Source organism: Paenibacillus sp. J22FR21 (assembly GCF_056269135.1).
The window spans coordinates 96281-119323 of the sequence record NZ_JBWDNJ010000002.1 but is presented as its reverse complement, the minus strand read 5'-3'; the positions used below and the strand labels follow the sequence as shown (position 1 = coordinate 119323).

At 50.8% G+C, this 23043-nt stretch carries 22 protein-coding genes; 4 read left to right on the top strand and 18 right to left on the bottom strand.

All coding sequences use genetic code 11. The features are described from left to right. Positions 1-200: 200 nt before the first annotated feature. The 5 genes from AC0YNS_RS06330 to AC0YNS_RS06310 form a co-directional block, all read right to left on the bottom strand. A complete protein-coding gene (locus tag AC0YNS_RS06330; protein WP_475780197.1) occupies positions 201-968 on the bottom strand; it encodes an ABC transporter permease in 768 nt (255 codons plus the stop codon). Beyond that, positions 969-1730 (bottom strand): ABC transporter ATP-binding protein, encoded by a 762-nt coding sequence (locus AC0YNS_RS06325; protein ID WP_475780196.1) that lies wholly within the window; start codon positions 1728-1730, stop codon positions 969-971. 13 nt (positions 1731-1743) lie between these two features. Continuing rightward, complete coding sequence (locus AC0YNS_RS06320; RefSeq protein ID WP_475780195.1) at positions 1744-2610, bottom strand: pentapeptide repeat-containing protein; 867 nt, start codon at positions 2608-2610, stop codon at positions 1744-1746. A gap of 13 nt (positions 2611-2623) precedes the next feature. Beyond that, positions 2624-2953, bottom strand: a complete 330-nt coding sequence (locus tag AC0YNS_RS06315; RefSeq protein WP_475780194.1) for a PadR family transcriptional regulator — start codon at positions 2951-2953, stop codon at positions 2624-2626. Positions 2954-3491: 538 nt separating this feature from the next. Beyond that, the gene (locus tag AC0YNS_RS06310; protein ID WP_475780193.1) at positions 3492-4544 is read right to left on the bottom strand and encodes a GerMN domain-containing protein; all 1053 of its coding nucleotides are present in this window, start codon (positions 4542-4544) and stop codon (positions 3492-3494) included. Positions 4545-4676: 132 nt separating this feature from the next. Here AC0YNS_RS06310 and AC0YNS_RS06305 point away from each other — a divergent pair, with 132 nt between their 5' ends. Further along, positions 4677-5216 (top strand): phosphatidylglycerophosphatase A family protein, encoded by a 540-nt coding sequence (locus tag AC0YNS_RS06305; RefSeq protein ID WP_475780192.1) that lies wholly within the window; start codon positions 4677-4679, stop codon positions 5214-5216. A 91-nt stretch (positions 5217-5307) separates the two neighbouring features. Here AC0YNS_RS06305 and AC0YNS_RS06300 read toward each other — a convergent pair whose 3' ends face one another. The 6 genes from AC0YNS_RS06300 to hemE all read right to left on the bottom strand — a co-directional run bounded on the left by AC0YNS_RS06300 (position 5308) and on the right by hemE (position 12679). Next, positions 5308-6444, bottom strand: a complete 1137-nt coding sequence (locus AC0YNS_RS06300) for a Ger(x)C family spore germination protein (RefSeq protein ID WP_475780988.1) — start codon at positions 6442-6444, stop codon at positions 5308-5310. A 23-nt stretch (positions 6445-6467) separates the two neighbouring features. Continuing rightward, positions 6468-7919 carry a spore germination protein gene (locus AC0YNS_RS06295; protein WP_475780191.1) on the bottom strand — a complete coding sequence of 484 codons (1452 nt, stop codon included), beginning with the start codon at positions 7917-7919 and terminating at the stop codon, positions 6468-6470. Further along, positions 7919-9010: an endospore germination permease gene (locus AC0YNS_RS06290; RefSeq protein ID WP_475780190.1), complete on the bottom strand. Its 1092-nt coding sequence runs from the start codon at positions 9008-9010 to the stop codon at positions 7919-7921. Before AC0YNS_RS06290 ends, AC0YNS_RS06295 begins: the two co-directional genes overlap by 1 nt. A gap of 162 nt (positions 9011-9172) precedes the next feature. Then, positions 9173-10648, bottom strand: coding sequence for a protoporphyrinogen oxidase (gene hemG / locus AC0YNS_RS06285; RefSeq protein WP_475780189.1), 1476 nt, complete (start codon positions 10646-10648; stop codon positions 9173-9175). A 32-nt stretch (positions 10649-10680) separates the two neighbouring features. Beyond that, complete coding sequence (gene hemH, locus AC0YNS_RS06280; RefSeq protein WP_475780188.1) at positions 10681-11610, bottom strand: ferrochelatase; 930 nt, start codon at positions 11608-11610, stop codon at positions 10681-10683. Next, positions 11603-12679, bottom strand: coding sequence for a uroporphyrinogen decarboxylase (gene hemE / locus AC0YNS_RS06275; protein ID WP_475780187.1), 1077 nt, complete (start codon positions 12677-12679; stop codon positions 11603-11605). The genes hemH and hemE overlap by 8 nt, the downstream gene beginning before the upstream one ends. A 184-nt stretch (positions 12680-12863) precedes the next feature. Between hemE and AC0YNS_RS06270 the strand changes: the two genes are divergently transcribed. Further along, positions 12864-14084 carry an MFS transporter gene (locus AC0YNS_RS06270; RefSeq protein WP_475780186.1) on the top strand — a complete coding sequence of 407 codons (1221 nt, stop codon included), beginning with the start codon at positions 12864-12866 and terminating at the stop codon, positions 14082-14084. Between the two features lie 301 nt (positions 14085-14385). Here AC0YNS_RS06270 and AC0YNS_RS06265 read toward each other — a convergent pair whose 3' ends face one another. Next, entirely contained in the window at positions 14386-15012 is a 627-nt protein-coding gene (locus tag AC0YNS_RS06265) for an O-methyltransferase (RefSeq protein WP_475780185.1), read from the bottom strand. 141 nt (positions 15013-15153) lie between these two features. On the opposite strand from AC0YNS_RS06265, the gene AC0YNS_RS06260 reads away from it, so the two are divergent. Both AC0YNS_RS06260 and AC0YNS_RS06255 read left to right on the top strand, forming a co-directional pair. Further along, on the top strand, positions 15154-16317 hold the full coding sequence (locus AC0YNS_RS06260; protein WP_475780184.1) for a THUMP domain-containing class I SAM-dependent RNA methyltransferase: 1164 nt from the start codon (positions 15154-15156) through the stop codon (positions 16315-16317). Positions 16318-16343: 26 nt separating this feature from the next. Continuing rightward, positions 16344-18347 (top strand): LTA synthase family protein, encoded by a 2004-nt coding sequence (locus tag AC0YNS_RS06255; RefSeq protein ID WP_475780183.1) that lies wholly within the window; start codon positions 16344-16346, stop codon positions 18345-18347. A gap of 65 nt (positions 18348-18412) precedes the next feature. Here AC0YNS_RS06255 and AC0YNS_RS06250 read toward each other — a convergent pair whose 3' ends face one another. The 6 genes from AC0YNS_RS06250 to melA form a co-directional block, all read right to left on the bottom strand. Continuing rightward, positions 18413-18637, bottom strand: coding sequence for a YuzB family protein (locus tag AC0YNS_RS06250; RefSeq protein WP_090982961.1), 225 nt, complete (start codon positions 18635-18637; stop codon positions 18413-18415). A 25-nt stretch (positions 18638-18662) separates the two neighbouring features. After that, positions 18663-18965 carry an iron-sulfur cluster assembly accessory protein gene (locus tag AC0YNS_RS06245; protein ID WP_475780182.1) on the bottom strand — a complete coding sequence of 101 codons (303 nt, stop codon included), beginning with the start codon at positions 18963-18965 and terminating at the stop codon, positions 18663-18665. Positions 18966-19072: 107 nt separating this feature from the next. Next, positions 19073-19312 carry a hypothetical protein gene (locus AC0YNS_RS06240; RefSeq protein WP_090982957.1) on the bottom strand — a complete coding sequence of 80 codons (240 nt, stop codon included), beginning with the start codon at positions 19310-19312 and terminating at the stop codon, positions 19073-19075. Positions 19313-19337: 25 nt separating this feature from the next. Further along, a complete protein-coding gene (locus tag AC0YNS_RS06235; RefSeq protein ID WP_475780181.1) occupies positions 19338-20558 on the bottom strand; it encodes a M14 family zinc carboxypeptidase in 1221 nt (406 codons plus the stop codon). A 128-nt stretch (positions 20559-20686) separates the two neighbouring features. Further along, positions 20687-21496: a glutamate racemase gene (gene racE / locus AC0YNS_RS06230; RefSeq protein WP_475780180.1), complete on the bottom strand. Its 810-nt coding sequence runs from the start codon at positions 21494-21496 to the stop codon at positions 20687-20689. A gap of 214 nt (positions 21497-21710) precedes the next feature. Continuing rightward, a complete protein-coding gene (gene melA / locus AC0YNS_RS06225) occupies positions 21711-23009 on the bottom strand; it encodes an alpha-galactosidase (protein ID WP_475780179.1) in 1299 nt (432 codons plus the stop codon). Between the last annotated feature and the right edge of the window lie 34 nt (positions 23010-23043).

The following is a 23043-nucleotide window of genomic DNA, read 5'->3' as shown; positions in this document are numbered from 1 at the left end:
CCTCCATCTTTCTGCAGCAATTTCATGTGCCATCTCTTGGCGCAAGCGCAATCTAACCCATTTTACCAAAATGGCGCTCGAAAAGCACCCGTCCCCGGAACAGATCATCCGGAGGCATACAGAATGAGTTCACAAAACAGAATAAGCTGCCGGTAGGTGCCGGCAGCTTATGTTCATCAGATGATTGTGATTCAACCGATTTAAAACCGGCTTCTATACACCTTCATCGCAAAGAAGTAGGCGACGAGCAGAATGCCAACGCACCATGCAAGCGCGGTCCAGATGTCATTCCCTACCGGCTGTCCGGATAACAAAGCGCGAATGGCCGATACGATCGAGGTTACGGGTTGGTTCTCGGCAAACACGCGAACGGCTTTGGGCATCGTTTCTGTCGGCACGAATGCGGAACTGATGAATGGCAGGAAGATGATCGGGTAGGAGAAGGCGCTGGCACCATCTACCGATTTAGCGGATAGTCCGGCAATGGCTGCGACCCAAGTTAAGGCTAGCGTAAACAGTGCTAGTATGCCGGCTACGGCAAGCCAGTCGAGTATCCCGGCCGAGGAACGAAAGCCCATGATTAATGCTACGAGGACGATGACTACAAGCGATATGGCGTTGGATACCAACGAAGTTAAAACATGACCCCAAAGCAGAGTAGAACGCGAAATCGGCATGGAGTGAAACCGCTCGAATATACCTCGCTGTACATCAATAAACAGGCGGTAAGACGTGTAGGCTATCCCGCTTGCAATCGCGATGAGCAGAATGCCGGGCAGCAGGTAATTGACATAATTATCGGCTCCGGTTTGAATCGCACCGCCAAACACGTAGACGAATAACAGCATGAGTGCAATCGGTGTGATCGTGACGGATATGATGGTGTCCAAACTGCGAGAAATATGGCGCATGGAGCGTCCCAGCATCACGCTCAGATCGCTGAAGAAATGTTTCTTTACCGTTTCCATTTATGCTCCCTCCTTATTACCGATAATGTTCAGAAAGATCTCTTCCAATGAGGGCTGTTTCTCCACGTACTCCACTTTCGCCGACGGGAACAGTCTCTTCAGCTCCGCTAGCGTTCCGCTGGCGATAATTTTACCTTCATGCAAAATGGCGATTTGATCAGCAAGCTGTTCCGCTTCCTCCAAATACTGCGTAGTGAGGAATACAGTAGTTCCGCTGTTTGCAAGATCCTTCACAATTTTCCAAACCTCGATGCGCGCCTCAGGGTCAAGCCCCGTAGTCGGCTCGTCAAGAAAGATGATTTGAGGTTTCCCCACAAGGCTCAAGGAAATGTCAAGTCTGCGGCGCATGCCGCCCGAATACGTGGACACTTTGCGGTCGGCTGCCTCCGTTAAGCCGAAGCGCTTGAGCAAATCTTCCGCTACCTGACGCGGATTCGGGAGGTACCTTAGCTTGGCGATCATAATTATGTTTTCTCTTCCGGTCAATATTTCGTCTACCGCTGCGAATTGCCCGGTTAGACTGATTGCCTGCCGCACATGGTCAGGTTTGGAGCCAACATCGTGGCCGTTTATGGTGGCGGTCCCGCTGTCTTGTTTAAGCAGCGTAGTGAGGATTTTGACAACTGTTGTTTTGCCTGCGCCGTTGGAACCGAGCAGCGCAAAGATACTGCCCTTCTCCACCGCGAAATCAACGCCTTTCAGAACTTGAAGCTGCTTATAAGATTTCTGCAGTCCCTTTACCTGGATGGCATGGTTTTGCATCCAATTCCCCTCCTTAGTTAACCGAAACTTTGGACAAATCGGCTCCCATTCCTTTGAGCGCAGCGAAGGTTAGCTTATCCATCGTTGCACCGTCAAAGCAGATGGTTTTGATCATTTTATAGTACTTATTCGTGAGAACAAACCCCGGCTGGAATGAAACATTTTTGAATGTAGCACCTCTGAAGGACGTTTCCGTTAATGCCCCTTTGTCAAACTTAACACCGATAAACGTTTGCCCGTCAAAACGCATCCTGCTCATATCCGTGTACTTGAAATCAACCCCATCAAATACGCAGCCTTCAAAAACTGTTTTCCTGAGATCGGCCATCGATAACGTGACATCGATCATTCTAACTCCGGTGAATTTGACGCCGTCCAGTCCGGACTTGCTGAAGTTGGTTCGTACAAGAATCGACTTATTGAAGCTTGCATTCGTAAGGTCAAGCGTAGAGAAGTTGCAGTCGGTTAGATTCGCGCCGTCAAAATTAGCTTCGCGTACGTCGCTGCTCTTAAACGTGCTGCCGGTCAAGTCTGCTCCTGCAAAGTCGGAGCCGCGTAACGCGCTGGCATTAAATTGTCCTTTACGCGCCGTAACGCCTGCAAAATCGCTGTCAACCAGATTGCTCGCGCTAAAGTTCGTCAGCAGCTGCCGTTCGAGCGAGCGGGAGAGGTTGGAAACTTCCAGAATCGTTTGCTCGATGTCGCCAATGCTCTCAATCGTCAACTTGTATGCCGTTTCTTCGTCTTTCCCTTCTGCTCTAAGCTCGTTATACCGTTCTTGTAGATCAGCGTGCAGATCAGCCTTTAATTCACCGACGCTCTTCACGCCTTCATAGGGTGTAAATACACCGTTTAGGTAGCTCGTTAATTTCGAATTCATAGATCATCTCTCCTTATAATAAGTTTTCTAGTACGCGCTGCGCATACTGCCAATTGCTTTTGTTGTGAACGTAGGTGTCTTTACCCTTCTCGGTAATTCGAAAATATTTGCGTCTTCCACCTTGCGATTCATCGCCCCAGTACCACTCGATATCGCCGTCCGTCTCAAGCCTCCGGACACTGGAGTACATCGTCGCTTCTTTCAATTCATATTCGCCGCCTGAACGCTCGGCAATCAGCTTGACGATTTCGTACCCATAACGATCCGATTCGGACAAGAGCCGTAAAATCATCGTATCTGTATGTCCCCGCAGGAGATCTGATGTAATTTTGTTCTCGCTCATTTGATCACCTCTCATATTCACATCATACAGCACACTACCTTGACTGTCAAGGTACTATTTTTATTATAATACCCAATTTGTAAATGTTGTATACTTGCCCAAGATGTGTGGCTCGTAGAGCTACACATCTGCGGAAATAAGGCGATGACGCCGCATGTGTGGTTCGTATGCCACACATCTGCGAGAATTCGGCGATGACGCCGCATGTGTAGTTCGTAGTGCCACACATCTGCGAGAATTCGGCGATGACGCCGCATGTGTAGTTCGTAGTGCTACACATCTCGCTCCCATGTAGACCTCCTGGTACGCTACTTTGGCTCATTTCGCCGAATTCGCTCCCATGTAGACCTCCTGGTACGCTACATAAGCTCACTTCGCCGATTTCGCTCCCATGTAGACCTCCTGGTACGCTTCATCCGCCGCCCCCTCCTACTTCGCTCCCATGTAGATCCCCAGGCATACTCCCGCTTCAAAACAAAAAGACCTGCCGCGCACGCCATTGGCGCATCACGGCAGGTCTTCTAATCAAGCAGCTTGATTACGATTTAAAGGCGTTCACATGCTCAGGTCGGCTGACCGGCTCGCTGTAGGTCTGGTTGTTCGTATCCACGAAGTCTGTTTTGCCATTGAGCTTGATCTGAACCTTACTCATTCCCGTATTCTCGGTCAGAGCGAGTACGACGGCCTGCAGCATTTCGGCCGGCTCTTGCTGACCTTGCTGGTAGCTGTCATCCTGCAGCTCGACGGTCACGACATCATTCTTCTTCGTGACATTCTTGACCAGTACATCCGGCGTCATAACGGCCTTCAGAGGCAGATCGTTAAGCGGGCCGCTGATTAACTGCTCGATTGCTGTTTTCGCTTTGTTGTTCGAGCGCGTCACGAGTCTTGTTACAGGGACATAGTATTGCACGTTATCCGGTGTTATTGCGGAGAAGTAGATCGTAACCGGCGTCGATTGGCTGTAGTCCACATTATCGGCTGCTTCAAGGTTAATACCCACCGCGCGAGTCAACTGATCGTCGATCGGCAATCCATCCTGCGGCATTTCGCTCAGCTTCTGCCCCTCTAGATCGATTTCGACATTCTGCACGCCTTCTAGGCTTGTCAGCGTCCAAGTAATCGCTTCGACGATCTTACGCTCGTCCGATACATTGTAATCGGTAAACGATTTGGAGAAGTCAACAACGGCAAGCTTCTGATCCGGAACGAGACTCAGCCCCTTCACAGTTGTCCCTTTCGGCAGCACTGCTTCGAAACCATCCGGAATTTCGCTTTCGTACGCGCCGCCTTCCACCATCATCTCAAGCGCCTTCTGACCCAGCTTCTCATCCGGGCCGAGCGTTGCCAATACCGTGACCGGTGCCAGCAAGCCGTTGCGGTCCTTCAGGTACAGCGTCATCTGCGATTGATCGCCCTCGGTTACAGTTTGTCCGGGATTAATGTCGGCGTCCACGTTTTGAGTGCTGTTTTGCGGTGGATCGATCGATTCACTGGCAGGCTGTGAGAATAATCCGCAGCCGGTCGTCAAAATGGGCAAAGCAAGCACTCCCGCGAGCGCAGCCCGGCGAAACAGTCGATTGTAAGTCATTGTTCATTTTCCTCCCTATTTGAATAATTCGATTGCTTTGGTACAAGTTCTGCTTTTGTAGTACTATATATACGAGCCCTCCAAATCAATTAGACCAGTTTTGTCCACCATTTTGAGACAAGGGGTGTAGCGATGACGAAGTCCAGTGATTACCGCCTAAATAGTACGAAAATCGCAGAAGCGACGCGGGAATGGCTCACTAAACGCGGTGTCGAGGTGCCGCAAATCGCAGAGCTGGTTCTGTTTCTGCAGAAGGATTATTATCCGGAGCTCACGATGCAGGAATGCGAAATGTATGTAGAAGCTGTGCTAACGAAGCGCGAGGTACAGAACGCCATCTTGACCGGCATCCAGCTGGATCTGCTTGCTGAGGAAGGCAAGCTGCTGTCGCCGCTTCAAGAAATGATAGAAAATGACGAGGGCCTCTACGGGTGTGATGAAATTCTCGCCCTGTCCATCGTGAACGTTTACGGAAGTATCGGATTTACGAATTTCGGTTACGTCGATAAATTAAAGCCAGGCATACTGAAGCATCTGAACGATAAAGAAGATGCACAGTGCCACACGTTCCTCGATGATATCGTGGGTGCAATAGCCGCTGCAGCAAGCAGCCGTGTCGCTCACCGAAAGCAGGCGGAGCGTGAGGGGAGAGTCGGACCCCCGATCGATTAAGCGCACCCGATACCGCACAAAGAAAGAAGAAGCTTACCGCGCACCGACCATAATCGGTGATGCTGTAAACTTCTTCTTTTACCCTGTCATTCTAATGCGGCTTCATGTCATTCATTCCGGAATGGAGAATATTCACGTGAACGTTCACCCTCTTCAATGAATCCTCCGTCAACATCAGTTCTCTATTGACACCCGATGCTCTAAGCCTTTTCCACTCTTTATTTTTATTCCGATATAAGAGTTGCTCCAAGCCATACAGATCTACATGTTTTGCGATCCCGATCTTAAAGGTGTTTAGCACTTCGTTACGTATTCCCATTTCGGCGTTTTCCCTAATGAGCTCGACCGGTGAATCATCCAATATTTCCTCTATAATACCCGTAAACATCAAATCCATCACAAATACCGGTTTATCGGCCTCAACGGTAATATGGATTTTCTTCTTCGGATTGAATAGCGTCACCATTCCGAATGATTTATGATTCCGTACCACGGGGATAACGGCTCGTTTCATCTGCGGCTGGATCCACTTCACGCCATTTAATTGTTTTTCGGTGAAGCTATGCTGCGCTTTGCCGTTATTTAATGCAAATGCACCGTTCATGAATAATACAGGCTGCGGCTTATCTTTATCCTCCCAACCCTTCGTATCCATGCTTAATGTAGGAATAAGATCCGTTTCTCCGGGCTCCCCTAAGTTGGCCAACACTTTATTGAGGCGAATCGGTGCGATAACCGACAATTGCTTATGAAGCACCAATGGATTGTGTAATAGATTGGAGATGGGAGAAAAGTTAAAAAAAGTGGAATGCTTAAATACCTCATCAATAGACTCATTCGTCCCGAAAATCCATGAATTATACCGGATCTGCGGAAAGCGGGGAATGGAATCAATAAATCGGTTAATGTCTTTCTGCAGCACGCGCTTGCTTAAAACAATCGCCATCAAATGATCCCAGTACAAGCTTTGCTGCCCCGTTTTATATAATTCATTTATCGCTGCATACAGCGTCTCTCCTTCACTCCTGCCTACCCAGACCGTCGCCCGTTCACTCCCGCCATCTCCGCCCTCATCTTGATTGCTAATCGAACCGAAATCCATTAATTCCGTGTAAATCTTATATTTGCCGTCCGCATAATCAATACCGAGTGCGGTTACGAAATTATAGTCGGAGATCGTCTTCACATCCCAACATCCTGTAAGCATTATACCGGCACATAGGGTCATACACAGAACTCCGACCAATCTGTTCAATTTCTTTTCTCCTTTCTAACGCGGTCTCCAGTCCTGTAAATGAGGGGCCTTGTGCGGTTAAGCACTCTCGGTTTGGTCATGACAGCCATAAGCAAATCTTTAAATACTGGCGGCGACATAGGTGCCAAATACGGGACGCCAAAGGATTCGAGCGTTGATAGATACAAAAGAATCGCGAACATCCCCAGAAAAAAACCATACATGCCCAAAAATGCAGCGCAACCTAAAACAAATAATCGCAGCGCTGTAACGAGCCCGCCAAGCGATTGATTGACTAATGTATAGGTAGCGACCATCGACATCGCGGTAACGACCAGCATAGCCGGAGAGGTCAAGCCTGCCTCGATAGCAGCTTGTCCGATAAACAGTCCTCCCACGACGGTTACCGTTTGTCCGACCCCTTTCGGAAGTCTGATGCCCGCTTCGCGAAACAATTCAAACGTGATTTGCATGAGGAAAGCTTCCAAAGGCGCCGGAATCGGCAGGCCTCTTCGAACGTTGATTACGCTTGCCAAGGTCGTAATCGGGATTTGATCCATGTGAAACGTAGTCAGTGCTATATAAAAACCGGGAACAAAAATTCCCAAGAACAGTCCTATATACCTCAGCAGAGATTCGAAGGCTACATATAGATAGGAGGCATGAATATCTTCAGGCGTCTTAAGCAGCGATGACAGCGTAGTCGGAGCAATTAATACCATTGGTGTGCCATCCACGATGACGATGAATCTTCCCCGCAGCAATGCCTCCACCGCAAAATCCGGACGTCCGATATAATCGACCAAGGGGAACAAGCCAAATGGCGAATCCGAAATCGCCTCGGCAAGCTCCTCGCTGCTGACCAGCGCATCCACATCTATGCGTTGTATCCGCTGGCGCGCCATCTCAATAATAGCCGGATTCATAATATCGTCTTCATAGAGAAGTGCCACCTTCGTCCGAGACCTTCGGCCAATCACATAACTCTCGCAGCACAACGATTCCGTACGAAGCCGTTTACGGATAAGGGCGATATTCGTAGAAATCTGTTCCGTGAAACCGTCCCTCGGACCTTTTACCGATACTTCCGTATTGGATTCCTCCGGCTGGCGCTGAGGAGGATTGGAGATATCAAGCATAAATAAGGAGCTGTTGGTATCGAACAATAGCAGGAGTTTGCCCGAGAATACTGCATCAACAATGGCCTGCGCGTTATTTTCCAGTGGCTGGAAGGATAAGTTTCCGATCTTGCCTTCTTTCACTTGATCCGCCGTTAGCTTCTCAAGCTGCGGCATCACGATTTGATCGATCCGTTTGCTGTCCGATAACCCCTCGCAGTGAATCAACAGCACTTCCCAACTTACATCTTCGCTCAATAAACGAACACGCTGGAAGATGACATCCGAGCTTCGATTGAACAATGCTCGTAATGTTTCTTCGATAGATTTGTGGTCTGGAACAGCCGTCATTAACTCGGACTCACCCTTTCCTTCACGCGTACGATTATCGAGAACAGGAACAATATCGACAAAACGCCCACAATAAGGAGCAATAACACTGAATAATAGAACTCACGCAAAAACCATACGAACAATGCATCGCTTATCGGCAGCAGCGGAACGATGAACATAATGATCGTAATGATATAAAGGATCAGTTTGCGAATGGCAGACTTCTTCAGTTGAAGGAGCTCAACCATCACATACATACATAAGGAGATTCGGATAAAAGAGCCGCTTAGCCATTCGAAGATCGATAAGAAATCTAAATGAGCGACATTTTTGCCCAAGGTGACTAGACCCCACTGTTCAAAGGTAGGAAATCGCTGTCTGGATGCTTCAGCGGGTCCGAAATCCACGATGGATTCCAGCAGAGGACCGAGGATCATGCCAACGGTGATAATCAACAGAATCATTAATGAGCTATAGCGCACCTTCTCCTTTAAGTGCTGCTGAATCAAGAGGAGAAGCAGGATCTCAAGAACCCCATTGGTTGAATAAATAAGTCCATCTGATAGGGGCGAAAATCCGTTCGCCAACATCGGCGTAATATAATGAAAATTTTTGAATTGAATATTCGCGGTGACCATGAAGCCTTCGAATACAAAGACAAATGGCAGCAAAATACCAGCGCAAACCGTGATGGACCAAAGTCCGGCATAAGCGGCAAAAAAACATATGACGGTCAATGCGGCGGCGATTACGAAACCCGGCGTCTCCGGCAGAAACGTCACATCAACCCAATTGGTCGTATCCTTTAATGCAATGACACAACTCGAGAATAAATAAAGGAAAAGGATCAAACCCAGAAGTGTACTCGCGAAAGCACCGAATTTACGTTTTACCCACGGAATGATGGCTTCTTGTCCGGTCGTAGTCATAATATGTTTCATTACGCCTAACAAGAGAATACCCGGGACAAAGGCCAAAAGGACGCTAAACCACGCATCTCTTCCGGCAGAGTCCAGAAGCAGCGGAACGATAATATTTTGATTCGTTATCACTGTGGTAGTAAGAAGGAGAAGAACGACTTGTAAAACCGAGAGCTTTCTTTGACGCATCGTACGCTTCACACCTTAACGATAGTTGTGCTTATCATTTCCTCTTTTCCCAAATTAATCCGAAGCCTGTATCGAAGCGTACAAAAAGAGAGTGCCGACAATGTCGACACTCTCTCTTATTTAGACGTTTGCTTAAGATCGTCAAGCCGTATTCGGCGTGACTTATTTATACTCGCCGAGCAGCGACTTATAGACGCCGGAGGCGGCTTCCTTCCCTTGGCGGATGCAGTCCGGCAGCCCGACACCATCGAATGCAGCACCGGTTAACCATACACCGGGCATCTCTGCACGCAGCTTCGTACGAAGCTGCGCGGTCTTCTGAAGATGGCCGACCGGATATTGCGGCATGGAACGATGCAGGCGGGTAATTTCAGTGAACAGCGGCTCTGCCGTGATCCCCATCACCAGTCGAATGTCGCTCCGAACGGCTTCTCTTAGGACATCGTCCGGTAAATCAACAACCGCTTCATCGCCGGCGCGACCGACATAGCAGCGCAGCAGCACTTTATTGCTTGGGCTGGAATGCAGCCATTTGGCCGATGTCCATGTACAAGCTGTAATCGTAGTTCCCTCTGAACGAGGGACGACGAACCCTGATCCATCAAAATTCACGCCTAGCGAGGCTTTATCGAAAGCCATGACGACGTTAGCTACCGATACGTAACGAATGTCACGAAGCGCATCAACGTTCATGTGCGGCTCCAGTAAATCTGCGGCATCATAAGCAGGCGCTGTAATTACGATGCCATCTGCCTCCAGAATCTCACCGTCGCTCAGCAGTACTTCATACGGCGCTGAATCTTCACCATACTCATCGGGATCATTTTGGCGGAAAGCGACTGCCTTCCGTCCCATTCGCCGCTCCACATTGGACAGGGCAGAATCCAGCGCTTCCAGCATCGTGGTTAGACCGCCTTTAAACGTCAGGAACATGCTGTTCTTGACGGCTGCAGGCACTCTGCTCACACTTGGCGCTGCTGAAGCAGCCTTCCGCTTATTGGCGCGCATCCCTCTAATCAAGCTGCCATGCTTACGTTCAGCATCTCGAAACTGAGGAAATGTCGCCGCCAGGCTCAAATTCCGCAGCTCTCCGGCATAAATACCCGCGAGCAGCGGCTCCGCAACCCGCTCCATGACTTCGCTTCCCAATCGACGAGACAGGAAGTCTCCGATGGATTCGTCGCCTGTTTCTTTGCTTGCCGGCAGTATGAAATCCATCGCGGCGCGAAGCTTGCCTTTCCATGTCAGCAGGCTCGTCTTGGCAAAAGGTGCAATTTCCGTTGGTATTCCAAGTACGAGACCCGGAGGCATCGCATGCAGCTTGCCATGATGAAGGATATATGTTTTCTTGGCAGCCGGGTTGGTGCCGGTCAATTCATGCTCGATGCCAAGATCATAGGCCAAATCAATAATCGGCGTCTTGCGTGCCAGGAAGGAATCCGGACCGCGCTCAATAACGAAGCCGTCACGCCGAAGCGTGTTGATTTTGCCGCCGATTCTCTCCGATGGATCCACGAGCGTAATGACCGCTTCCCGGCCGCGCTGCTTCGCTTCCTTGAGCAAATAAAAAGCGGAGCTGAGTCCGCTGATACCGCCTCCGATAACGACGAAGCGATCAAGCTTACCGTTCCCCCGCATGCGAGTCATCTCCTCTGTAGTAACGCTATCTGCTAAACGAATTCCGCTCTTGCTGCGTCTTGAACGGAATCGGCCAATGTTTCCATATAGAGCGGATCTGTGCCCAGCATCTCGATACGCTGCAGTTTAATGCCGAGTTCGCGGGCTTCTGCTTGCGCTTCAATATCAACATCATACAGCACTTCCAAATGCTCGGATACGAAACCGATCGGAGCAACCAGCACGCCTTTATAGCCAGCCGCCGCGGTTTCCTTCATCGTTTCGAGGATGTCCGGCCCAAGCCACGGCTCACGGGTACGGCCCGCGCTCTGCCATGTAAACTGCCAGTCCGTTACACCCGCTCCATCCGCTACAAGTTTGGATGTCTCTAGCAGCTGCTGCTCGTAAGGATCATCCATCTCGCGAATTTTGACCGGCAAACTGTGCGCGCTGAAGAGTACTTGTACAGGCTGAGCGTCTTGAAGGGCTTCACGTGCCGCTTTAACGCGCGTCACGAGCGCTTCAACCAGCTTCGGATGCGTATGATAGCTTTCTACCGTTGCAAATTGAATGCCCAGCTCTTCCGCCTTCTCTTGCGCACGTTTCATATAACTGCCGACGCTCATCGTGGAGTAGTGCGGCGCCAGCACAATGCCTACCGCATGCTTAATGCCATCTGCAGCCATTGCCGAAACGCCGTCTTCGATATAAGGGCGAGCATGCTTCAAGCCTTGATAGCAGCTATAGCGGCCTGGTGCTGCAGCGTCAAGAGCGGCCTGCAGGCCTGCCACTTGACGGTTTGTATTCTCACGCAGCGGGAACACGCCGCCGACAATTGCTTCGTAACGGCTGCTCAGTTCAGCCAACTGTTCCGGTGTCGGCGCATGACCTCTGCGGATATGCGTGTAATATTCTTCAATCCCGTCCATGCTCTCCGGCGTTCCGTAAGACATAACAAGTACGCCAATTTTACCTTTAGCCATGGAGAAGCTCCTCCTGCTTACCGCCTAACGCCTTCATTGCTTCAGCGGAGTAATCATGAACAAACTCGGTAAGCTCACGCAGCTTGTCGAGTGATGCTTCCGGGAACAAGCCGTGACCTAGGTTGAATACAAAACCCGGCTGCTTGATGCCTTCGTCAATGATGGCTTTCGCATGTTCTTTGATGACTTCCATTGGTGCGGTGAGTACATACGGATCAAGATTCCCTTGTACAGCGAAAGAACCGCCAAGTCTACGACGACCTTCTGCAATCGGCACGCGCCAGTCTAAGCCGATGACATCAGCTTTAACATTCTTTAGGGTAGGAAGCAGCTCGCCGGACGCTACGCCCGGGAAATAAATTTTTGGCTGCGGCAGGTCCGAAAGCTCGCTGAAAATCCGTTCAATGGTCGGCAATACAAACGTCTTGAAATCATGCGGAGCAAGCGCGCCAACCCAGCTGTCGAACAGTTGGAACGCCTTGCCGCCTGCGTTTACATGCGCCCGAAGATAAGCAATAACCATGTCACCTAGTTTATCCATCAGTTGGAACCAAACTGCCGGTTCTGAGTACATCAGCGACTTTGTTCGAATGTACGACTTCGATGGACGGCCTTCAATCAAGTAGCTTGCAATCGTAAATGGTGCACCCGCGAACGTAATAAGCGGTACATCAAGCTCGCGGTCCAAGATGCGAATCGTCTCTAATACGTGGGACAAATCGCCTTCCACATCGATCGGCTTAAGCTTAGCAACATCCGCTGCCGAGCGGATCGGATTCGCTATGACCGGGCCAACATTAGCCACAATGTCAAAATCGATGCCGATCGACGCGACCGGATTCATAATATCGGAATACAAGATCGCTGCATCCACACCGAGTTTCTTTATTGGCATCATCGTAACCTCTGCAGCCAATTCCGGTCTCTTGCAAATTTCGAGCAGCGAGTAATTTTCTTTTATTTTACGGTAATCGGGATCGTAACGTCCCGCTTGTCGCATATACCAGACGGGTAAGCGATCGACTTGTTCTCCTCTGCACGCGCGGAGGAATAGGTCGTTGTAGCTCATTGAAGTTCCCCATTTCTATCGTTTTCCCTACGTTTCCATTATGCCCTTTTTGCCCAAGTGTAACAACCGCCCGTCCCCTGCTATCATTGACAAACATATGACAATGTTAGGTTTCGGCTATGTTATACTGTCGTTACGATGTTTACAGCGTGTCAAATCTGAGTCTTGTGATTGGAGAATCGAAATGGAACAGTGGAAGAAAAATCTGGCCGTCCTCTGGTTCGGTCAATTTCTCGTCATGGGCGGAATGACGATGATTATCCCTTTTATGTCGCTTTATTTGCAGTCGGAACGCATTGGATTAACCAATAAGCATGAAATCGCGACATGGGCCGGCGTGATTTTTGCGGGCAACTTCGTGACCGCCTTCCTCTTTCAACCGTTGTGGGGAAAACTATCAGACCGCTACGGGCGCAAAATGATGCTGCTCCGTTCCGGCTTCGGCATGGCCATCGTTATGATCCTGATGGGCTTTGCCACATCCCCATGGCATTTGCTGCTGCTGCGAATGGTCAATGGCACCATCTCCGGCTTCAATCCGGCGGCTGTCTCGCTCATCTCGGTTTCGACGCCCAAGGAACGGATGGGCTTCGCAATGGGGACGCTGCAGTCCGGCGGAATTGCGGGCAGCATTCTGGGGCCGTTCATCGGCGGATTGCTCGCGGATGCCGTCGGGTATCGACCGATATTCTATTTAACCGGAAGCTTGCTGTTCTTAGCTTCCCTATTGGCTTATTTCATCGTTCGAGAGAGCTTCAATCGACAGGAAGCGGCCGCCCGTCCGAACCTGTCGGTCATGGACGGCTTCCGCCGGCTCTCACGCGTGCCGCAGCTGATGTCGCTCTTCGCCGTTACGTTCCTGCTGCAGTTCGCGATTATCGGACCGATGCCTCTCATGCCGCTCTATGTGCAGGATTTGCACGGTACAGTCGTGAATCTGGCATTCTGGGCCGGATTCGTCGGCTCCGCGGCTGGCCTTTCTAACATGGTCGCCTCGCCTTTACTTGGAAGGCTGAGTGACCGAATTGGCCAAGAGCGCATACTCGGCATCTCGCTGATCGGAGCGGCGATGATGTTCATTCCGCAGGCTTTTGCCGATTCGGTGTGGCAGCTCCTGCTGTTCCGATTGCTGCAAGGCTGCTTCTTAGGCGGGCTCATTCCATCGGTCAATTCGCTCGTCCGCCGGTTTACCCCGGATGGCATGGAAAGCCGCGCGTTCAGCATTAACAGCAGCATGCTGTCGCTCGGCAACATGATTGGCCCGATCGTCGGCGGCATCATCTCGGGCTGGACGGGAATACGCGGCGTGTTTCTCATCTCTTCGGCGCTGTTTGTGATCAATGCCGTCTGGGTCAGGCAGACACTTGTATCCAAGCGAGCGATACCTAGTGAAGCAAAGCGGTAGTCGCGCCCGTCATTATCACGCAGGTTTATCTCCCCGTCTGCTTACCGCGAAACTCTAACGAACCGTACGGGGCTTATTTGATCCAAAATAGCTCTCATAAAATTCTAACGAACCACGGAGGTCTTATTCTACGGTTGTGGGAGGGTTTGGAGCCGAATTTCCCACAATAAGACCTCTACGGTTCGTTAGATTCTCGATGCCTCGAATTTCGAGCTCATAAGACCTCTACGGTTCGTTAGAGCATCCCCGCACTAAAAAAAAAAGCAGCTGAGCATCTTCATGCTCAGCTGCTTCAACAAGTTTACTTCACAACCGCAACAGCGAGGCCGTCGTACGCCGGCAGCAGCGTGCCAATGAGCCGCTCGTCGCTGACCATCGATTCATTGAACTCGCGCATCGCGAGAACCGATGGACCGTTCTTCTCGGGATCAATCGTTCTTCCGTGCAGCAGCGCGTTGTCTCCCGTGATCACCGCGCCAGGGTTCGCGAGCTTGATCGCCCACTCCAGATAGAGCGGGTAGCTCTCTTTGTCCGCGTCGATGAAGAAGAAGTCAAATTTGCGGCCTTCTTCTGCGAGCACAGCCAAACTCTCCTTTGCGTCTCCGACTCGGTATTCCACGCGATCGCCAAGACCTGCTGCTTCCAAGCTACCGCGCGCTACATCCGCATAGTTCTGCAGCAGCTCAAGCGAAGTCAATCGTCCGCCATCGGTTAAGCCTCTTGCAAGGCAAATCCCGCTGTAACCGCCAAGCGCGCCGATCTCAAGTACATTCTTCGCACCGGACATGCGCACTAACATCGTAAGCAGACGACCATAACCGGCTGCAATCGAAATCTCCGGCATACCTAATTGCTGGATCGTCTGATGCACCCGAGCCAAATCCGCATCTTCCCCAAGCAGCCGTTCTACGTACTGTTCCGTCGACATCGTTTCCTGCTCCTCTCCATAATAAAGAATGTAATGTTTGTAATTAATCCCTTGGATGACCTATACTTGATTGTATGATTTTTATGAAAGATAAGAAAGTATAAGTTTCCTTATATGATGCTTAGGCGGAGTGATACACGAATGGACAAACTGCAGTTGATTGCAACGGCTCCTATGGGGCTTGAGGCAGTCGTCGCACGCGAATTGATGGATCTTGGCTACACCGATCAGAGAGTGGAGAACGGACGCGTTATTTTTACGGGTGGTCTGGCTGATATTTGCCGCGCCAATCTATGGCTCCGCACCTCTGATCGCGTATTGATCAAGATGGCGGAGTTTCCCGCCAGAACGTTTGAAGAATTATTCGAAGGCACCAAAGCGGTCAATTGGCCGGATTGGATTCCCGAGGATGCTGAATTTCCGGTGGAAGGGCGCTCGCATAAGTCACAGCTGACCAGCGTGCCCGCCTGCCAAAGTATCGTGAAGAAAGCAATCGTGGAGAAAATGAAGTCTGTCTATGGCACAGAGTGGTTCCACGAGGACAACGGACAGCGTTATGTCATCGAAGTCTGGCTGCTGAATGACGTGGCGATGCTGACACTGGATACGACCGGCCCCGGGTTGCATAAGCGCGGTTACCGCAAGCTGGTAACGGAAGCGCCGCTCAAAGAAACGATGGCAGCAGCAATGATACTCCTCAGCAGATGGCGCCCTGAACGACCGCTGTATGATCCGTTCTGCGGATCCGGCACGATTCCGATTGAAGCCGCGATGATCGGCTGGAACATCGCACCGGGACTTCGTCGCACATTTAACAGCGAAGGCTGGTCTATCATCCCTGAGGAGCTCTGGGAGCAAGCACGCGAGGAAGCATTCGATTCCGTGAAGGATAACGTCCCGCTTCACATTACGGGCTCCGACCTCGACCCGCGCGCACTCGAAATCGCTGAGGCTGCCGTGAAGAAAGCCGGCTTCGCGAAGGAAATAAAGCTGCAGCAAATGGCGGTTTCCCGTGTGAAGCCGGAAGGCGACTACGGCTGCATCATCACTAACCCGCCTTATGGAACAAGACTTGGCGACGAGGATGAAGCAGAGAAAGCGATCAGACAGCTCGGACTAAGCTCCCTCTATATCCCGACTTGGTCGATGTTCGCATTAACGCAGTCTCGCACGTTTGAAGATACGATCGGCCGCAAAGCGGACAAGAAACGGAAGCTGTTCAACGGCCGCATTGAATGTACGTATTATCAGTATTTTGGACCGCTCCCTCCGCGCAACAAAACGGACAGCCCTTCCAAATCGTAAGCTGCTGCGAAAGGAAAACTTGATCGATGCCTATACCTTCTCGAAGCATAAAACGGCGCCGGCAACGGACGTCGTTTTATGCTATTCCCCTCCTTCTCGCGCTGGAGCCGCTGCTCTTCATCGGACTCATGCTCGTTAAGGCCATGTTGTTCGACCGGCTTATCCATGTGCCGAACATGGCTATGAACCGTGATGATTGGATGACCGCAGCCGGAACACTGGCCTTAATCTCCTTCTGGACCTTATGGCTGCCGCCACAAGGAAGAAGAATCGCGCTCATTATGCTAAACATCATCCTGACAGTCATCGTCTACGCCGATCTTATCTACTTCCGCTACTTTCAGGATCTCATCTCGGTACCGGTGCTCTTGCAGGCCGGACAGGTTGGAGCGCTGGGGGAAAGCATCGGTTCCCTGCTGAACGTCGTAGACCTGTGGTTTTTTGCCGACTGGCTGCTGTTGCTTCCACTTGCCGTGTTCACTATCTTCCGGATACGCAGCAGAAACCGAAGAACCCGCGTACAGATGTCTTACCTTAAGCCGAAACGGCTCAGAATCGCCATTCTTCGTTTGACCGCCGGAATTGCCTTGTTCATTATGGGCTTCACGCTCGTCTATGTGCCGGTGCATAATGCCAAACAAACCTGGGCAGCCGAGCTATTCACGGGCAATTGGTGGAATCTATCCCTCTACAATGTGACCGGCGTCCTCGGCTTCCATGGCTATGATCTGTATCGGTATGCGAATGAGCACTGGTTTCAAGACAGCACTGTCACTCCCGAGCAAATCGCCCAAGCGAAACAATGGTTTGAAACTCGTGCAGCACAGCGCAAAGCGCTCGAATCCGATGCTCTGTTCGGCAAATACAAAGGGAAGAATGTCATCCTGCTTCAACTGGAAGCTTTTCAAAGCTTCGTCATTAACCAGCGGATTAATGGCGTCGAGGTCACGCCGAACATCAATAAGCTGATCGGATCATCCATCTACTTCAGCAATTTCTATCACCAAACCGCACAAGGACGCACCTCGGATGCCGATCTGGCTGCCAACGTGTCGCTGCAGCCGCTGCCTTCCGGCTCCGTCTTCATCCGTTATGCACAGCATGACTACGACAGCATGCCGCAAACGTTGAAAGACCATGGCTATACCACCAACGTCTTTCACGCTTATGACGGAGGCTTCTGGAACCGCAATATGATGTACGACCGCTTAGGATACGATACCTTCTTTAGCAAGAATTCGTACCACATCGATGAGCCTATCGGATGGTCCTTAGGAGACAAATCCTTCTTTAAACAATCCGTCGATCGAATGGTGAACGAGAAGCAGCCTTTCTACTCCTTCCTCATTTCGCTCTCCAGCCATCATCCCTACCAACTGCCGAAATCCGCGCAGAACCTGGATGTCGGCGCCTTCAAGAACACCATGTTCGGCGATTATCTGGAGGCGGTTCATTATGTGGATGCTGCGATTGGCAGCTTGGTTGAAGAGCTCAAGGCAACCGGATTATGGGATCAATCGCTCTTCATGTTCTACGGCGACCACGATAATTCCATCCGGGAACGGGAGCCCTTCGAAGCTTTCCTCGGTCATCCTTTAAACGAGACCGAACAATTCCGGATTCTGAAAGGAATTCCTTTCGTCATGCATTTGCCCAATGACGAGAGGGCCGGTACGTACGAGCAGGTAGGCGGGCAGGTGGATATTACGCCAACGGTGCTCCATCTTCTCGGAATCTCCAGCGCTGACCAAACGATGATCGGAACACCGCTTATTACTGCGCAGCCTGATAAGCAGCAGCATCAGAAACGGATTGTGTTCCGAAACGGAGCATTCACGGACGGAGCCGTCCTCTATCTGCCGGCTGAGGACGGGCTGCCTCAGCACAGCAAGTGCTACGCCTTCTCTACAGGCGAAGAGGTCACTGACCCTACCGCCTGCACCGCAGGAGCAGCGGCCGGTCGGCTTGAGCTTGAAGCATCGGATCTCGTGATCGAGCATGACCTTGTCAAGTCGATGTTCGATCGATAACCAGCGCAATCGCAAGAAGAACCCCCGGCAAGCTTCACATCGAAGCCTTCCGGGGGTTCTCCACTTTATTTCTTTACATATTTGCGTGCCTTCTCGATGACTTCATCCTCGGTCGGCGCCGTAATATAGCGGCCGTTAATGAAGACGAAAGCAAATCTCGAGCATGGTCCGCAGTAAGATTTACACGCGACTTTGATTTCCGTGCCAGGTGCCATCTGCTCGAGTTTCGGCAGCATGGATTTCGTACGCATATGTTTGCATTTATCGCAAATCAGAATATCGTTAGCCATGTTTCTCTCCCTAACCGTTTACGAATTAATGGTCGCCGTGGTTGCCTTTAGTCGGGTTGGAAATCATGAAGCCCTCTTGAGGTACATAGAAGTAATCGATTCTGACACCATCCAGCAGTTCTACACCTTTCTCCAGAACAACCTTGATATCTTTATCTGTCTCAATGATTTCGTCATTGTCCGTAGCATCGTCCATCTTCATACCGTAGTGGGCATGATCACCGTGCGATTGCGTAATGAAAATACGCAAAAACTTGCCTTCGTTCTCAGGGTTGTCCACTTCTTCGCGAAGCACTTTCGCAGCGTTACGGGTAATTTTGCAATTCATCGTCGATTCATCTCCTTATTTATGGATGCAGCCGTAACATGGATATCCGGCGTTCCTTCTTTCTTCATCTCTCCTATTGTAAAGAAACGAGGAGCATTGTTCAACCGCTATCTCAATCGATTGCTGTATTTGCGTTCCATATAGCGCGTGTACCATTCAGCGGCAATCATCGTTACCGCGATATCATCGATAGGCAGAAATGGCAACACATCCGGCATTACCCAGTACAGCAGTACCGGAATAACATAGAGCAGCTTGTCCATCAGCCGAACTTCCCTTGCGATCAGCAAGCGGTAGATTCGGACAAACACCGTCCGCCAGTGGCGGAGCGAAAGCAATTTCCTCATGGGAACCGCCTCCTTCTTCCGTCTATTATAGCATATCCGGAATGACCGCCTCCAAAGCAGTCAGGAGCAGTGGTTTTATCTCGTCGTACAGCTCGTGAAACGATGATATCGGCAAAGGATTAACCCCATATCCGACCTCCACGGTATAACCCGGCTTCCGGTAGTCCTGGATAAACCAATCCTTATACCCGGCGTCGCTTCCTGACAGCTTCACCGCTTTATAGCCGCTGGCTTTGGCTAGTTTCGCAGCAATCAGCTCCGATTCCGGCGGTTCATAGCCGCGGTAGTTCCAATAAATCTCCTGTCCCTGCGTATGCAGCGCAACGACAAGGTCAAATTGCTCCTCCTCGGTAAAAGCAGCAAGCGCCTGTGCCTCCGGCTCCGATAACGGCTTGAGCCCCGGGTAATCCCGCGGACCGGGACCTGCCACGTCGCGCCGCTCTGCTTCAACATCCCAGAAAGCCGGGAATTGATCATTCAAATCTACGCCGCGGATGTTCGCCTTCCACTTTGAGAACCTTGTTGAACCGTTATTCCAGTCCAGCAGCTCATGGTAAAAGGGATGTTCCTCACTCATGCCTTCTTGGACGAGCTCTGCCCCATCGGGATTAACCAGCGGCACGAGCCACAGTGTCACCTTACGCAACAACGACCTAATATCAGCGCCGCAAATCCGAGTCCCAGTCGCTGCCGCCTGTGCCAAATCCTCCGCGAATGTCATTAACAGTGGCGTTGTAATCCATTCGTTAGCATGCATGCCTGCATTGATATGCACTTTGGACGGTCCTTCCCCGAGACTGAGCGCGGTAATCGGTTTGCCCATAACGCTCTGCCCGATTCGTCTGCACAGCAGAAACGGATAGCTGTCCTGAAGCAGTTCGATATCTGTCATCAGCTCCCTCGCGCCATACTCAGCGCTTCCATTTACGATGCGACCGGAACCCCCGACCGGAATGCAAATGAGCTGGCCCAGCTGTAACTGGGTGAGATCGATATGACTGTTCACCGCAATCAGTGCATGTGTGGAAACAGCAAAAAGAGCTGCAATACGCAGCAGCGTATCGCCAGCGTTTACCCGATAAGTAAAGGTTGGCTGTGCGGGTACAGCAAGCAGCAGCCCCGGCTTCAATCGTTCGCCGGCAAGAAGCCGCGGATTGGCGGCTAACAGAGCTTCAGGATTAATGCTGAAGCTGCGGGCAATTCGCAGCAGCGTATCACCGGTCTGAACAACATAAGGATGCAGCATGTGATCACCTCTGAATAGGTCTAGTCACATGCTATGCCGCTTCGCTGCCCCGCATGCCAAAACACAGAAAAGAGCCACCCCTGTCATATACGACTGAGGGAGGCGGCTCCGGTTTGCTCACGGAACATCTATACGATATTGGGCACCTGCCACACGACAGGCGTTAGTTCGATTTGCTCACCTAACCATTGTTGGGCAATCTTCCTAAACATGCGCGGGTCTCCGCTGCAGAAGAATTGATGCACGGGAATATTACCATCACGCGTCAAACGATTGCGGTCATGCAGAATCGTGCTGATTTCGCGAGCGGTTTCATCTGCCGAATTGATGAGTGTCACATCACTGCCCATTACGGAAGCGATCGTATCCGATAAATAGGGGTAGTGGGTACACCCTAAGATTAACGTGTCAATATCGCGTTTCTTCAGCGGAGCCAGTGACGATTCCACCACTTCTTGTGTTTCCTTCGAGCGAAAATTACCCTGTTCGACAAGCGGAACAAAACGCGGACAAGCGAGGCTGATGACTTCAATGTTCGGAGATAGCTGCTTCAGCGCAAGTTCGTAGGCGCTGCTGCGAATCGTCCCTTCCGTACCGATGACACCGACAATCCCTGTTTGCGTACGACCGTTCGCCGCGCGAGCGCCGGGATAAATCACACCGACTACCGGAATCGCGACACGGGAGCGGATATCTTCAAGCGCGACTGCCGTTGCCGTGTTACAGGCGATAACAATCATTTTCGGGCGATATTGGATTAAATAATCAACGATTTGCCTAGTAAACCGAGTCACCTCTTCAGCTGGCCGCGGACCGTACGGAGTACGAGCGGTATCGCCGAAATACATGATTTTTTCCCGGGGAAGCTGGCGCATGACTTCTTTGACGACTGTCAAACCGCCTACACCAGAATCCAATATTGCGATCGGTTGTTGCACAGACACACCGCTTTCTTGAACGTTTTGGCTGGACTTCAATAGAATATGAATACGATGAAGAAAAGGTACCTACATCTTAGCGCAATTCCAGACAAGGTTCAACAAACCTCAACATGCTTGGCGCGCTTCCGGAAAAAGAAGAAAAAGCCGTCCCAACTGCCAGAGCATCTAAATCTGCTCGAGCAGCCGGAGCGGCTTTATCTATGGTTTCGACTTATTTGTAAGCTGGAAGCCAGTCGCCATGCGCTACGATCAGGTCATCGCACATTGCTTTGATATCATCCATCGACAGCTCTGCACTTGTGTGCGGATCAAGCATCGCAGCATGGTAGATATGCTCGCGTTTGCCTGTCATTGCAGCTTCGATTGTGAGCAGCTGCGTATTGATATTCGTGCGGTTAAGCGCAGCGCATTGCGGCGGCAGATCGCCAACGAATGTCGGCGTTACGCCATTGCGGTCAACGAGGCAGGAAACTTCTACGCAAGCTTCTTTCGGCAAGTTGGTGATCAGGCCTGTATTCATGACGTTACCGCCGATTTTGAACGGAACGTTCGTTTCGATCGCTTCGAAGATGTACGATGCATACTCATGCGTACGTTTATGCTTCAGCTCCGGATTGCTTACCAGCTCTTCCTTCAGCTTCTTCCAGTTGCCGATTTGCTCGATGCAGCGGCGCGGGTACTCATCGAGTGGAATATTGAAGCGCTCGATCAGCTCCGGATAATTGCGCTTGATGAAGTACGGGTGGTACTCGGCGTTGTGCTCGGACGATTCGGTAATGTAGTAACCGAAGTTGAGCATCATTTCGAAACGCACCATATCCCAGTGCTTCTCGTTCTGTTTCTCGCGAGCGCGGCGCTTGATTTCCGGATACAGGTCTACGCCGTCCTTGGATACTTCAAGCAGCCAAGCCATGTGGTTGATACCGGCGATTTTGGACTTTACGCCCGTCATATCCATGCCGAGGTTATCGAAGAGGTGATCTACGCAAACTTGAACGCTATGGCAGAGACCTACCGTATTGATGCCGCCGTACGTGTTCATCACGTTGGTCAGTACCGCCATCGGATTCGTGTAGTTCAGGAACAACGCGTCCGGACATACTTCTTGCATATCCTTAGCAAAATCCAGCATTACCGGAATTGTACGCAGGTTACGGAAAATACCGCCGATGCCTACAGTGTCCGCGATCGTTTGACGCAAGCCGTATTTCTTCGGAATTTCGAAGTCTGTAATCGTACAAGGATCGTAGCCGCCAACTTGAATGGCATTTACGACATATTTGGCACCGCGAAGTGCTTCCTTGCGATCCGTGTACGCTTTAATAGTGGAAGTGCTTCCGCACGTATTCTTGATATGATTGAGCATCGTTTCGGAGTCGGACAAGCGTTCTAGGTTAATGTCAAACAATGCGATTTCGAATCCTTGGAGTGCTGGTGTGTGCAATACATCACCCAGTACGTTTTTTGCAAACACAGTGCTTCCTGCACCAATAAAAGTAATTTTCGGCATTGTATCCTCCTTGAAAATGGTCCGCCATGTAAGC